Consider the following 14,270-nt stretch of genomic DNA (forward strand, 5'->3'; position numbering starts at 1 on the left):
ACTCTGTTAAAAATAGGAATTCTTATGATAAAAAAAATTCATAAAGTTTTTAAAATCATACTCTTATTACTCACCGGAGTAATAATGGGATTGAGTTTATATCATTTTGTTTATATAGAGAAAACTAATAAATTAGAGAACGAACTATCTGATAATCCTTTATATTGGGTAGCTCCTATGGATCCTAACTATAAAAGTGACAAACCGTGCAAGTCTCCAATGGGTATGGAGCTAATACCTGTTTATGCAGAAAAGTCTGATTCTCTTGGAGTTACTATCTCTCCCAAAGTAATTAATAATATTGGTATTGAAATTGCTAAAGCTAAAAGTAGAAGTCTTACAGAAAGCATAAATACTCTTGGGATAATAAAAGAAAATAAGAATAATATAGAACATATTCATCTATATAGAAAAGCTTGGATTAAAGAGCTATATGTAAGTGAGGTTGGTGATAGAGTTGAAAAAGGTCAGGTAATAGCAAAAGTATATTCACCTGAATTATATGTAGATGAGCAAGATTATTTAAATGGAATATTTAGGGGTAAAGATTATGCTTTAAATTCAAAGAGTAGGCTTCTATCTCTTGGAGTTTCTGAGGAACAAATTAAACGTATAGAGAAAAATAGAAAACCTGATTTATTAATAGATATAGTAGCACCAATTTCTGGCTTTGTTTCAAATATTGAAACCCGGGAAGGCATGTATGTTGAAAATAATACAAATATTTTAACAATTGCTAATCTTGATAACGTATGGATAAGTGCTGAATTATTTCCTGGTCAAGCTAAAGATATTAAAGTTGGTGATAAGCTAATAATCAAAAATGATAAAATTAATGCAAATATAACTGGGAAAATAGACTTTATTTCTCCTAAAATCAGTCCCACTACAAGAACTATTTCAGTTAGAGCTACACTTAATAATGAAAAATATTTGTTAAGGCCTAACTTATATACGGATATATCTATAGAACACAATTTAACTAGACAGTTAACTATACCCACTTCTGCTATAATAAGACGTAAAGATCTTGATTATGTGATTGTAAAAAATGGTAATGATTTTTTTGCTAAAAAAGTAAAAATAGGTCAAACAGCTCAAGGATATACTCAGATCTTACAAGGATTACAAGCAAATGATGAAGTTGTTATTTCTTCGCATTTTCTAATTGATTCAGAGTCTAATATTCAAGAAAGTTTAAAAAGATTAACTCTTTCAGATTCTACTAATAATAGTAAACAAAATAATGTTTTTTCAGCTCAAGGAATTATTAAAAGGATTAATAAGGTCAGTAGTGAAATAACTGTATTCCATCAAAAAATGAATATGGATATGAGCTTCAAACTCGAGAAAAATATAGATATTAATGACCTTAAATTAGGTGAATCTATTAAGTTTGAATATATAAAAAATGCTCCAAATAATATTATTATTTCTATTAGCTTAAAAGAATCAAAAGGATCATAAAAATGATTACCAAAGTAGTTAACTGGTCGATTAAAAATAGATTCTTAGTATTGGTTGCTATGTTTTTTCTCTTAGGTGTGGGTATTTATTCAGTTAAAAATACTCCTGTTGATGCTATACCTGACCTATCAGATGTACAGGTTATAGTAAAAACAAGTTATCCAGGTCAAGCACCACAAGTAGTAGAGGATCAGATTACTTATCCGTTATCTTCTGCATTATTAACAGTTCCAGGAGCACAAACAGTAAGAGGATATTCTTTCTTTGGTGACTCCTATGTATATATTATTTTTAATGAAAATACAGATATGTATTGGGCTAGATCTCGAGTTTTAGAGGTTTTAAATCAAATATCATCTGAGTTGCCTAAATCAGCTAAAATGTCTTTAGGACCAGATGCAACTGGAGTCGGGTGGATTTACGAGTATGCGTTAATTGATACATCACACACCTTAGATATTTCAAAATTAACTAGTCTACAGAATTGGTTCTTAAAATATGAATTACAAACTATTTCAGGGGTTTCTGAAGTAGCAACTGTAGGAGGAATGGTAAAACAGTATCAAATAGAACTTAATCTCAATGCAATGAGAGCTTATAAGTTGAGTATTAAACAAATTAAAACAGCAATAACTAATTCAAATCAGGAGGTCGGAGGGTCTGTTATAGAGTTAGCTGAAGCTGAGTATATGGTTAGAACAAATGGTTATTTAAAAGATATTAAATCTATAGAAAATATACCTGTTGGAATAGAAAATAACGGAACCCCTGTATTACTTAAAAATGTGGCAACTATTAAAGTTGGACCTGAAATGAGGCGCGGAGTTGTTGACTTAAATGGTCAAGGTGATACTGTAGGCGGGATTATAGTAATGAGAACAGGAGAGAACGCTCTCAAAACGATTAATGCAGTGAAAGATAAATTAAAATCTTTAAAATCAAGTCTTCCTGATGGCGTTAAAATCATCGAAACATATGATCGTTCTAGCCTTATAAATAATGCTATTGATAATTTGAGTTCTAAACTCGTCGAAGAGTTTTTGATTGTACTTTTAGTTTGTTTAGTATTTTTATTTCATATACGTTCATCTTTAGTAATATTAATAAGTTTACCTATAGGTATATTGTGTGCATTTATAATCATGAGGCTTCAAGGTATTAATGCAAATATAATGTCATTAGGAGGAATTGCAATAGCTATTGGAGCTATGGTAGATGCGGCTATCGTAATGATAGAAAATCTTCATAAGCACTTTGAAAAAAATGAAGTAACTAAAGAAAACCGGTGGAATATTATTGCATCTGCTACATCTGAAGTAGGGCCACCTATTTTCTTTTCTTTATTAATAATTACTTTAAGTTTCATGCCTGTTTTTGCTTTACAAGCCCAAGAAGGTAAACTTTTCTCTCCTTTAGTTTATACTAAAACATATGCTATGGCAGTATCTGCAGGATTATCTATAACTTTAGTACCAGTATTAATGGGGTATTTAGTTAGAGGTAGGATCGTGCCGGAGCATAAAAATCCTATAAATAAGTTACTTATAGTCATTTACAAACCTATATTAGCCAAAATTTTAAAATATTCAAAAACTACTATTCTGATATCAATAATTATTGTTTTTATAACTATATACCCTATAAAAAAGATTGGTAATGAATTTATGCCCGAAATGAATGAAGGTGATCTTATGTATATGCCAACATTAATGCCAGGAGTTTCTATAGGGAAAGCTAGACAAATTCTTCAACAAACTGATAGATTAATAAAATCTGTGCCTGAAGTAAAAACAGTTTTTGGAAAAATTGGTAGGGCTCAGACAGCAACAGATCCTGCTCCGCTAACAATGATTGAAACTATTATACAATTTAAGCCTAAATCAGAATGGCGCAAGGGTATGACATTTAATAAAGTAAAAGAAATACTCAATTCAACTGTTAAGCTACCCGGAGTAACTAACGCGTGGGTTATGCCTATTCGAACACGAATTGATATGCTTGCTACAGGAATTAAAACACCAATTGGTATAAAAATATCTGGGTCTAATTTAACTAAACTTCAGGATATTGGTACAAATATAGAGAATTTGCTAAAAAAAATTCCTAGCACATCGTCAGTATATGCAGATAAAGCTGAAGGGGGAAGGTATATCAATGTAGATATTGACCGTGTAAAAGCAGCAAACTACGGATTATCAATAGCTGATATTCAATCTTTAGTTTCAATTGCAATAGGAGGAATTAATATTTCTGAATCTATAGAAGGTTTAGAACGCTATCCTATTAATCTCAGATTTCCTCAGTATGAAAGAGATTCTATTGAAAAATTAAAACTTCTTCCTATTATTACACCAACAGGTGCCGAAATTCCCCTTGATGATGTTGCAAAAGTATACATTGACAATGGACCCCCTATTATAAAAAGTGAGAATGGTCGCTTGACTAGTTTAGTTCTTGTAGATGTTGATTCTAATGTAGATATTGGTAATTATATTTCTCAAGTGAAATCGGAGTTTAAAAAAAACCTGAAACTTCCAACTGGATACTCAATTACATTTTCAGGACAATATGAATATATGCAACGTGCTAACCAACAACTACTCAAAGTTATACCTTTTACTATAATAATTATAGTTTTACTTTTATATATGAGTTTAAATAATATTTTTGATGTCATCATCATAGTATTAACCTTACCATTAGCTATAGTTGGTGGAATTTGGCTTACATATTTGCTTGGATATAGTTTTTCGGTTGCAATAGGAGTAGGCTTTATAGCTTTAGCTGGCGTAGCTATTGAGATTAATGTTTTAATGTTAGTTTACATAAAACAATCTCTTAAAAATAATCAATTAACGAAACTACATTATATAAATAATGCCATAATAGATGGTGCAACTTTAAGAGTGAGAGCCATAACTATGACTGTTGTAGCTGTTATATCAGGGTTAATACCAATAGTTTTAAGTTCAGGTGCAGGATCTGAGGTAATGAAAAGAATAGCTACCCCTATGGTAGGCGGTATGCTTAGTACTTTAATACTTTCTCTAATATTATTGCCTGCTTTATATTATCAGTATCTGTTAATTAAATGGGAATTAAAAGGAGATAAAAAATGATAGAGATTATACCTAATATACATCCCTTTTTAGTGCATTTTTCAATTGCTCTCACTATAGTATGTTTTATTCTTTTAAATTTAGGTTATGGTTTTAGTTTTTTAAAGTTAGATAGAATATCAAAAAAATGTTTTGATTCTGCTGAAATGATTTTATATATGTTAGGAATATTTATAATATTAACTATCTTCGCAGGATTCTATGCTTTTTATACTGTGAATTTTCATAATATGATAGCACATAAAGCTATGGTATTGCATAGAAATATAGCGTTAATATTTACCTTCTCAATATTTATATTTATTATTTGGGCTGTGATTCTTTCAAGGAAAAAGAAATTTCCATCAGCTTTCTTCATGATGGGTTTTATAATACCTGTATGTTTAGCACTATTTACAGGTTATTTAGGAGCTGAGTTAGTATATCGTCACTCAATTGGGGTTATAAAAAATGTAGAGGTTTTACAAAATCATTCAAACAACCATCAACATTAAAAATGAATCCAAACCGTAACTTTCTGTTCATTCGCTCCCTATGGTCCAAAAACTATACCTGTAAAACCAAAACCAATACCAAAAAACAATGCAGCTAAACTAAGTATATAAATATTACTGATGTTGGTATAAAAGATCATAATAACCGAAATACTAGCTAGTGATGTAAAAATAAAAATATGACTTCTTTTGAGAAATTGAGTGGCAATAATTAGACCAACAACGATTGAAGCAATACCAGAAGCAAGTGATGCAATACTATTACCTATTAAACCAGCTTGTTGGCTAGCTAGCTTAGTATTTAATAAGATAGTATTTCCCCAATAGCCAATAGTGTTGAAAAAGACACAAGTAAAAAGACTAGCATAAAGTATCGTAAAGATTATTTGTCTATCTTTGAAAATATCTTTAATACCAGCAAAATAATCACTAAATGATTTGATATCATCGCTTCTAGGAATCCTACCATATTTAAATCTGCTAATAGAGTAGAGCATCAATATAACAAGCATAATACCTGCTAATGTTAAAACTATATAAGTATAGCTGTATTGCTTAACAGTATAATTTAGTGGCGCTCCTGAAATAGAAACTGCTAACGAGCCAAAGAAATAAATAAAACCTGTCGCAACTGCAAATAGACGCTTACTAAGAATAATGCTAGTCAGTCTATAAGCACTCATCATAGCAAAAGCCGTGCCAATACCTATAATAAATCGTGAAGCTAGTAGAGTAGCTGAGTTAATAGGGAAAGCAAAAATTATAGTTCCAATTAGAACTACTGTCATCGCAATCATTACAGGGATATCAATACCATATCTATCAACTATAACTCCAACAGGTATTTTCATAATTAGCATTGCGATGCTGTATATTGATATAGCAAAAGCAATGTCAATACTAGAAAATCCATATTGATTTATCAATGGTATAGAAAATGCTGAAAGTGAAGTATTTATCATGCGAGTATACATATAAAATGCTACTGCACTTAACCATATTAAGATTAGGAAGATTTTTTTGGACAATGTTTTGAACCTGTATTAGAACGGTATTGGATATTTTCTTCTAACTTTTTCGATATCTGCTAATACTTCAGCTGACAACTCAAGATTTATAGCATCAATATTAGTCTTTAGTTGTTGCATAGTAGTTGCCCCAATTATACTAGAGCTCATATATTCTTTTCTAATTGTGAAAGTTATCGCCATTTGGCAAACATCTAGATTATGTTTTTTAGCGATTTCTAAATATTCTTTAACAGACAAGTCAACTGTAGCATTTTGTCTAGTTGCAAATCGAGCTTTCTGCTCAGGTGATCCCATAACCTCATCAGACATTCTACTTCCAGCGGGGATATTACCATCTAAGTACTTGCCACTTAAAACTCCCATTTGTAGTGGTGACCATGCTAGATAAGATATATCTTCAATAGCACAAGTCTCCATTACATCAGTTTCATCTCTTCTTCTAAGTAAGTTATACTCATTTTGTAAACTAACTATTCTTGGTAGATTATGTTCTTCGGCTAAGTTAATAAATTGATTTAGACCCCAAGCCGAATCATTTGATAATCCAATATGTCTAATCTTTCCAGCTTTGATTAACTCATCACATGCTTTAAGTGTTTCAAGAATATTATTTTGTATTTGTTGTTTAGCATTAGCACCCTGAGCTGGTTCAAATGACCACCAATCTGCAAAATGATAGTTCGGTCGATTTACAGTCCAGTGAAATTGATATAAATCGATATAGTCTGTCTTTAATCTTCTAAGGCTATTATCAACAGCTGAAATAATATTTTCACGATTTATCTGAGGATTTTCCTCATTTCTAGCCCAAGGTATAGGGGAGAATTTTGTAGCTAATATAACATCCTGTCTTTTTTGTCTAGAAGCAAACCAGTTACCAATAATTTCTTCTGTCTTACCATAAGTATCAGGTGTTGGTGGAACAGCATATAGCTCAGCAGTATCCCAAAAATTAACTCCTTGAGAAAGAGCATAATCCATTTGTTCAAAACCTTGATCCTGAGTATTTTGTGCCCCCCAAGTCATAGTTCCAAGGCAGATTCTACTTATATCAATGTTAGTTTTACCTAGTTTTGTATATTTCATATTTATCTTTAATTATTTTAAACTGTAAAAATTATAGCAAATAATGGCCAAAATTTGATTTGTATTTTTTTCTAAAATGGAACAGGATATTTTCTTCTAACTTTTTCAATATCAGCTAAAACCTCATCAGAGAGATTTAGATTAATAGATTCAATATTTGTTTTTAGTTGTTCCATAGATGTAGCTCCAATTATGCTACAACTCATATAGGCTTTTCTGATAGTAAAAGCTATAGCCATTTGACATATATCAAGATTATGTTTTTCAGCGACTTTGATATATTCAGTGACAGCATCATCATTAGTAGCAAATCTAAAAGCATAGCGATCTTCTTGCCCATCTAGAATTTCAGCAGACATTCTAGTACCAGCAGGGCGAGCACCATTGCGATATTTACCAGTTAGTACTCCTTGTTCAAGTGGTGACCATGCAAGATATGATATCTCTTCAAGAGCACATGTCTCCATGATATCCGTTTCATCTCTACGGCGATTCAGATTATATTCATGCTGAATACTTGCTAGACGTGGTAGATTATGTTTTTCTGCTAAGCTAATGAATTGATTTATCCCCCAAGTTGAATCATTTGACAGCCCTATATGTCTAATTTTTCCAGCTTTGATTAACTCATCGCAAGTAACTAAAATTTCATAGATATTATCAACTATACGCTGTTTATTTTTATGTCCAGTTGAAGGCTCGAAGTCCCACCAGTTGCCAAAATGATAGTGAGGTCTATTTGTCGGCCAATGGAATTGATATAAATCTATGTAATCGGTTTGTAAGCGCTTTAGACTATTATTTACAGCATCAATGATGTTTGTCTTATCAGTAATAGGATTTTGCTCATTTCTAGCCCATGTCATAGGCGAAAACTTAGTCGCTAATACTACATCATTTCGTTTCTGCCTTGTTTTAAACCAGTTACCGATTATTTCTTCAGTTTTGCCATAAGTCTTAGCAGTAGGGGGGATTGCATACATTTCGGCAGTATCCCAAAAGTTAATACCTTGTGCAAGAGCATAATCCATCTGCTCAAAGCCTTCATCTTGAGTATTTTGACGTCCCCAAGTCATAGTACCAAGACATATTCTACTAACATCAATATCAGTTTTACCAAGTTTAGTATATTTCATAGCTAATTTTTTAATTTAAATCTGTGTAGAAATTATAGCTTAAAATTGAAGTTATTCTATTTAAATATTTTTATTGGGTTATAGATACTAATTTAGTCGATATTGTTGGATTATATTTAATATCTGCATTAGGGAATGCATCATAATTTTTACGAGCTTGGTGTAATTTTGTAATATCTAGTTTTTCGACAACTACATCTTCTTTATTGAAATTACCCATATTTAAATGATTGAGTTTAAAAGCTTTATTCTGAGGAGATGTAAAAATTATTTGACTTACTCCATCAACTCCTTGAGTATTTTGTTTATCTAAGCCTGAAGCCATACCTACTACCATACCATATGCAAAATTTTGAATAGATAGCATTTTCATTGCAGTATGAACTCTATTTAAACCATACAAATCATTGGTGTAAGATGGTGCGATTATAATATCTGGCTTAACTTTTGAGAGTTGTTCAGAGACATTCGGAAATTCACTTGTATAACATATTACAACAGCAATTTTAGTGCCTTTATAATCTAGTACTAATATATTGTTACCAAACTTATTATAGCCAACATTTCTTTCTTCTGGAGTTAGATAAATTTTATCATTTTCTATTACTTGCCCGTTGGGCAAACCTACCAAAACAGTATTGGATATTTTACCATCATTATTTTTGGCAATAGTTCCACCTATAACAATCATCTGGTATTTTTTAGCTAAGTCGGTAACCAAATTTTTAGTTTTACTATAGTATTCACTAAGTTTAATAATACTATCCTTGCCCCATGGTAAACCATCAATTAAATTTACCGTGTTATCTTCAGGAAAAACTACAATTTCAGCTCCTTGGTCTTTAGCTTGCTTAGTTAGTCTATTCATATCTTTGGCAAACTCATCAAAAGACTGTTGTTTGATTAGCATCTGCGCAGCAGCAATATTAATTGTTTGGCTATATCCATAACTGCTAATAAATATGATGATAATTATTAAATATTTTAGGTGTTTAACCATTCTAGTTATTCTCCTATCTAGGAAAGTAATTTACTTTCTAGATCTTAAGATGCCTGAGACTGTATACTTAAATATTCTGATTTAGTTTGATAAACTTTAGAGCCATTCTTCATTAGTTTAAGAAATGCTTCTACATCTTTATTTTTAAGAGCTTGATTCATAGCAGCATGAGCATCATCTATTGATTTCCACTCAATGATATCAACCCATTGATTTGGATTAACAGTATTTTGCGTTAGAGTCCTTTTTATAAAACCCTGATATCCTTTTAGCTCTTGTGTCACTTTACTAGACAAATCAAGTACTTGTTTAGTAGATGTATCTTCTGATGTTTTAAAAGAGACTATCTCTAAAATAGGTGGATTGCTAACTGCATGAGCATCAGATGTATCTAAAAGCAAAAAAAGCATACCAATCGTGAGACCGAATATAATTGCGACTTTCAATAACATTTCTTTGAACATATTATTCCACAATATAAAATTATAACATTTATACCATTATATAGTTTTAAAATCTTTCTTCAATCTCGGCTCAATCTTTTAATAAACTAAAAATATCTTTTTAAGTAAAATTTAGCTATTCCCAAATACTCATGGACTATAGCCTGCGTTATATAAAAATTATATGCACTAGGTAGAAGACCTATTTCAGGAGTTACTTTAGATGAAGCTATGTTTATTGTATTTATATTAAAGCTATCAAAGATTAACTTAGCTCTTTGATAGTGAATACCTCCTGTAATTAAGCAATATGTATTATTGTGATCGCTTAAAATCTTTTTGGTAAATTGAGCATTCTCGTAAGTGTTTTTAGATTGTTTTTCTAATCTTATTTTTGATTTAGGAATTCCTAACTTATAGAGAATATCAGCATAAACTTCAGCTTCTGACAACTTATAACCAGATGGAGAACCACCACTTATTATAATATCTTGAGGATATTCGTTATAGACTTCAGCAGTCTTAAGGATACGATCATAAGCACTAATGCTAGGTTCTAATTTATCAAATGCTTGATTGATACCAGCTCCTAATAGAATAATTGCTTTGGTATTTGCACATTGTTCAATATCTGTGGATTCTAATCTAATAGGTTTAGCCAAGATATTACCAATAACGCCATTACCCACGAGATAGTAGATAATTGTTACAATGATAACAAAATATCTAAGATAGCCTGTTGCAAATATACAAACAATTATTAGGATAATAAAAAATAAAAATCCAATATCTAATAAACTACTCATTTTAGAATCATTCTTTTTTAGCAAAGAGACCACCAAGCATTTCGGTATATGTTTCAGAGTTTTGATTATTTGTACCTCTAAATGATACACAGGTATGTTTTGCTTTTATCTTTACACTTACATCATCTGTTGAGAGGATGAACTTTAGAGTTTCAAATATTTGAGCAGTCATTCTTTCTTGTATTTGTGGACGTCTTGCAAAGAAGTTGCAAATACTATTGATACGACATAAGCCTATAATATTATTATTTTTAGGAATAAATGAAACTTCAGCAATACCTTCAAATGGCACAAAATGATGCTCACAAAATGACATTATAGTTATATTTTTTTGTGTAAGTATTCCTTCATATTTGAATTCATTCTCATATAATGCACAAGCTGGAAAATTAGCATAATCTAAGCCATTGAATATTTCTTGAGTAAACATCCTAGCTATTCTAAAAGGTGTTTTTTCAAATTCATGTGTCTGTAAGCCTAGAGCATCTAATATTTCACGATATGCTTTTGAGATCTTAGCAATTTTAGCATCGTTATCAAGTTCAAAATTTCTAGCTTGTTCTAGACCTAATTTTATGAGATGTTGTTGCACATCTCTACCTAGCTTAGAACAGTATTTATCATTCATGTTTTATTAGCTTTCAATTTAATTAAATGGGCTTTAAGTATTATATTATTTAATAACTCATCTTTATAGAGTAAATAGAGGCTATTAGTGTTAATATAGCTATGCTAAAAAATACCGGAAATAAAAAATTCATGCAATTCTCAGATTTAGGTTTAAATCCTTTAATATGTAGCGCTTTAGAAAAAAAAGGCTATACAAAACCAACTCCAATTCAAGCCAAAGCGATTCCATTAGTTCTAAAAGGTAATGATGTCATGGCATCTGCCCAAACAGGAACAGGCAAGACAGCAGGCTTCACATTACCGATTATCCAAAGACTTCTTGATCAACCAAAAGCTCAAGCAAATCGAATCAAAACTCTAATCCTAACTCCAACAAGAGAGCTGGCAGCACAAATACAAGAACAAATTCAAATATATGCAGCGAATACTCATATTCGTTCAGCAGTGGTTTTTGGTGGTGTTAGTATCAATCCTCAAATGATGAAGTTACGCAAAGGAGTTGAGATTTTGATAGCGACTCCGTGTAGGTTACTTGATTTATATAGTCAAAATGCTCTTAAATTTGATAGTTTAAATACATTTGTTTTAGACGAAGCAGACAGAATGTTAGATATGGGTTTTATTAATGATTTAAAAAGAATTCATAAGCTTTTACCAAAAAAATTACAAACATTAATGTTCTCAGCTACATTTTCACCAGAGATAAAAAATCTTGCAAGTGAGTTTCTTGATAATCCTCAATCAGTATCAGCAGATGTTGTAAATACAACAGTCAAAAAGATTACGCAGAAAATTTATACACTAGATAAATCAACTAAGATTAATGCTCTGATTTCACTAATAAAAGATCAGGATCTACATCAGGTTTTGGTTTTTTCGCGTACAAAGCATGGCGCTAATAAGATATCAGAGAAACTAAATAAAGCTAGTATAACAAGTAGTGCAATACATGGTAATAAAAGCCAAACAGCTAGAACAAAGGCATTAGCAGATTTTAAATCCAAAGATATAAACGTCTTAGTTGCAACCGATATTGCAGCACGTGGAATTGATATTGCCCAACTACCATGTGTGATCAATCTTGATCTACCAAATGTGGCTGAAGATTATGTTCATAGAATAGGCAGAACTGGTAGAGCAGGGCAAGATGGTCTAGCTATTTCTTTAGTAAGCGCAGATGAAGTTGAATCACTATCAAATATAGAACATTTAATTGGACATCTGTTACCACGAGAAGAGTTAGAAGGTTTTGAGGCTACTCATAATGTACCTATTACAAGTATGTCACGTAAAACTAAGGCTAAAAAAATTGATGAAGTCAAAATAATAGCAGCCAAAAGAGCTAATAAAAATAATAAAAACACTAATCAAAAGAAAAGCTCAAGCCATAATAAAGATTTTGCAAAAAAGATAAAACAAAAAATTCATCAGAATAAAAGTGTTAGAAAGCCAAAGGCTCAAGATTAATTATTTTGTAGGTAATACAGCATTCTCTTCATGCATTCCATGAGTGTTCTCAGATACGAAATGTACTCTCGTACTTTCAATGATAGAGTTTAACCATCCGCGAGCAATCCACATAATAGCTGCGATTACTGCTACAAATATTCCTATAGTTAAAAATACATGTCCATAGACTGCTAGACCTTCAACTTTTGTAAATACAGTACCTGCTTCTGGAGCTGTCAAAGCACCTACATAACCACCAATTGGACCAGCGACCATTGTTGTTAGAGCCCACATTCCTAGAGCAAAACCACTCATTTTGCGTGGGAATAGCTCAGCAACCATAGATAAGCCTAATGCTGAGATTAAAAGCTCGCCAGTAGATTGGAAGAAATAGCTAGCAACTAACCACCATCCAGATACAATACCATCAGTAGCTGTAAACTGTGGGAAGTATAGTACTAAAAATGCCATAGCACATAGTGTCATACCAAAGCAGAATTTTGTTACATGCGTACCAGGTATCTTCTTATATATTACAGATAATAAAGGTGACATTAGTACAATCACTAATGGATTAAGTACCTGCCATTGCTCACCATGAACAGTCATACCTAAGAAGTGAGGATCAACATTATTAACTGCAAAGAAATTAAGTGAAGTAGGCATTTGTTGATATAGTACAAAGAAGATAATTCCCTGAACAATCAGTATTAGAGCTACTAACATTCTTTTTCTTTCATGGTCAGATTGTTTGAACATTTGCATAAAGAAGTATATTAATGCTAATACTGCAATTACAACCACTATACTAGTACATAAAGTAGTATCTTCTAAAATATTACCTGTAATAAATATAGCTATACAAGCTCCTATAATCACAACTAAGACTTTCATCCAAGACATTTTTTGCTTACCAGCCTCTGTAGCAATTCTCTGGATTTTTGGATAGAAAACAGTATAACTAATCAAACCAAGAAACATACCAAATGCAGAGCATAAAAAAGCATGTAAATAGCCATACTTTGCAGCTAATATAGGGGTTATAAGCATAGATACAAATGAACCAATATTAACAGCCATATAGTATAAAGTCATAGCACCATCTAGAGCTGGGTCACCTTTTTCAAATAATTTTGAAATTAAAGAAGTAGGATTAGCTTTAAATAGACCTCCACCTATCGCAACACCTGCTAATGAGTACATTACGACAGTTTTTTCTGTACTACCGAATGAATCTGCTATAACCGCACTAAAACTAAGAGATAGGTAAGATAAAAATAAAATTCCTGCTCCGATAAATATCGTACGCTTAGCACCCAAATAGTTATCACCAATCCAACCACCAATTAATGGACCACCATATAATAGTGCCGAAAATGAACCAAAAATCAACATTGCCTCAGATTCACTGAAGCCTAATTTTTTAGCAAAGTATATGGCTAATATAGCTTGCAGACCATAATAACCAAATCTCTCCCATAACTCTAATGTCCACAATACCCAGAAAGGGGTAAGATTACTTTTTTTTGAATGATTTACATCACTAATAGTCACAATTATTCTCCTATTTTGAACAATACAAAATAACCTTTTAAAAAAGGCCAAAAAT

At 31.5% G+C, this 14,270-nt stretch carries 11 protein-coding genes and 1 pseudogene; 4 read left to right on the forward strand and 8 right to left on the reverse strand.

The features are described 5' to 3' along the window. Positions 1-24 precede the first annotated feature (24 nt). Genes F0R75_RS03755 through F0R75_RS03765 form a run of 3 tightly spaced genes read left to right on the forward strand, consistent with a single transcriptional unit; the run spans position 25 to position 5,080 of the window. On the forward strand, positions 25-1,467 hold the full coding sequence (locus tag F0R75_RS03755) for an efflux RND transporter periplasmic adaptor subunit (RefSeq protein ID WP_149368277.1): 1,443 nt from the start codon (positions 25-27) through the stop codon (positions 1,465-1,467). Between the two features lie 59 nt (positions 1,468-1,526). After that, positions 1,527-4,586: an efflux RND transporter permease subunit gene (locus F0R75_RS03760; protein WP_425460485.1), complete on the forward strand. Its 3,060-nt coding sequence runs from the start codon at positions 1,527-1,529 to the stop codon at positions 4,584-4,586. Next, positions 4,583-5,080, forward strand: coding sequence for a DUF2231 domain-containing protein (locus F0R75_RS03765; RefSeq protein ID WP_040007718.1), 498 nt, complete (start codon positions 4,583-4,585; stop codon positions 5,078-5,080). The genes F0R75_RS03760 and F0R75_RS03765 overlap by 4 nt, the downstream gene beginning before the upstream one ends. A 47-nt stretch (positions 5,081-5,127) precedes the next feature. Here F0R75_RS03765 and F0R75_RS03770 read toward each other — a convergent pair. From F0R75_RS03770 to folE, 7 genes and pseudogenes are all read right to left on the reverse strand, one after another. After that, a pseudogene (locus tag F0R75_RS03770) lies at positions 5,128-6,054 on the reverse strand (MFS transporter); the annotation flags it as partial. 69 nt (positions 6,055-6,123) lie between these two features. After that, on the reverse strand, positions 6,124-7,197 hold the full coding sequence (locus tag F0R75_RS03775; protein ID WP_149368275.1) for an aldo/keto reductase: 1,074 nt from the start codon (positions 7,195-7,197) through the stop codon (positions 6,124-6,126). 71 nt (positions 7,198-7,268) lie between these two features. Further along, a complete protein-coding gene (locus F0R75_RS03780; RefSeq protein ID WP_149368274.1) occupies positions 7,269-8,333 on the reverse strand; it encodes an aldo/keto reductase in 1,065 nt (354 codons plus the stop codon). A 70-nt stretch (positions 8,334-8,403) separates the two neighbouring features. After that, positions 8,404-9,333 carry a nitrilase-related carbon-nitrogen hydrolase gene (locus F0R75_RS03785; protein ID WP_149368273.1) on the reverse strand — a complete coding sequence of 310 codons (930 nt, stop codon included), beginning with the start codon at positions 9,331-9,333 and terminating at the stop codon, positions 8,404-8,406. Between the two features lie 44 nt (positions 9,334-9,377). Further along, complete coding sequence (locus F0R75_RS03790) at positions 9,378-9,797, reverse strand: antibiotic biosynthesis monooxygenase family protein (RefSeq protein WP_013923090.1); 420 nt, start codon at positions 9,795-9,797, stop codon at positions 9,378-9,380. A gap of 86 nt (positions 9,798-9,883) precedes the next feature. Continuing rightward, positions 9,884-10,582 carry a YdcF family protein gene (locus F0R75_RS03795; RefSeq protein ID WP_149368272.1) on the reverse strand — a complete coding sequence of 233 codons (699 nt, stop codon included), beginning with the start codon at positions 10,580-10,582 and terminating at the stop codon, positions 9,884-9,886. Between the two features lie 7 nt (positions 10,583-10,589). Continuing rightward, entirely contained in the window at positions 10,590-11,210 is a 621-nt protein-coding gene (gene folE, locus F0R75_RS03800; RefSeq protein ID WP_149368271.1) for a GTP cyclohydrolase I FolE, read from the reverse strand. 131 nt (positions 11,211-11,341) lie between these two features. Between folE and F0R75_RS03805 the strand changes: the two genes are divergently transcribed. Beyond that, a complete protein-coding gene (locus F0R75_RS03805) occupies positions 11,342-12,679 on the forward strand; it encodes a DEAD/DEAH box helicase (RefSeq protein ID WP_149369202.1) in 1,338 nt (445 codons plus the stop codon). On the opposite strand, the gene F0R75_RS03810 is transcribed toward F0R75_RS03805, so the two are convergent. Continuing rightward, positions 12,680-14,215 (reverse strand): oligopeptide:H+ symporter, encoded by a 1,536-nt coding sequence (locus F0R75_RS03810; RefSeq protein WP_013923094.1) that lies wholly within the window; start codon positions 14,213-14,215, stop codon positions 12,680-12,682. Between the last annotated feature and the right edge of the window lie 55 nt (positions 14,216-14,270).

The sequence above is a fragment of the Francisella marina genome, assembly GCF_008369785.1.
GTDB lineage: Bacteria > Pseudomonadota > Gammaproteobacteria > Francisellales > Francisellaceae > Francisella > Francisella salimarina.

What these genes read in the sequence shown, in the direction of transcription:
- F0R75_RS03780 (WP_149368274.1), bottom strand. Translation starts at nt 8,333, where the DNA reads ATGAAATATACTAAACTTGGTAAAACTGATATTGATGTTAGTAGAATA.
- folE (WP_149368271.1), bottom strand. Translation starts at nt 11,210, where the DNA reads ATGAATGATAAATACTGTTCTAAGCTAGGTAGAGATGTGCAACAACAT.
- F0R75_RS03755 (WP_149368277.1), top strand. Translation starts at nt 25, where the DNA reads ATGATAAAAAAAATTCATAAAGTTTTTAAAATCATACTCTTATTACTC.
- F0R75_RS03805 (WP_149369202.1), top strand. Translation starts at nt 11,342, where the DNA reads ATGCAATTCTCAGATTTAGGTTTAAATCCTTTAATATGTAGCGCTTTA.
- F0R75_RS03785 (WP_149368273.1), bottom strand. Translation starts at nt 9,333, where the DNA reads ATGGTTAAACACCTAAAATATTTAATAATTATCATCATATTTATTAGC.
- F0R75_RS03790 (WP_013923090.1), bottom strand. Translation starts at nt 9,797, where the DNA reads ATGTTCAAAGAAATGTTATTGAAAGTCGCAATTATATTCGGTCTCACG.
- F0R75_RS03795 (WP_149368272.1), bottom strand. Translation starts at nt 10,582, where the DNA reads ATGAGTAGTTTATTAGATATTGGATTTTTATTTTTTATTATCCTAATA.
- F0R75_RS03775 (WP_149368275.1), bottom strand. Translation starts at nt 7,197, where the DNA reads ATGAAATATACAAAACTAGGTAAAACTAACATTGATATAAGTAGAATC.
- F0R75_RS03765 (WP_040007718.1), top strand. Translation starts at nt 4,583, where the DNA reads ATGATAGAGATTATACCTAATATACATCCCTTTTTAGTGCATTTTTCA.
- F0R75_RS03760 (WP_425460485.1), top strand. Translation starts at nt 1,527, where the DNA reads ATGTTTTTTCTCTTAGGTGTGGGTATTTATTCAGTTAAAAATACTCCT.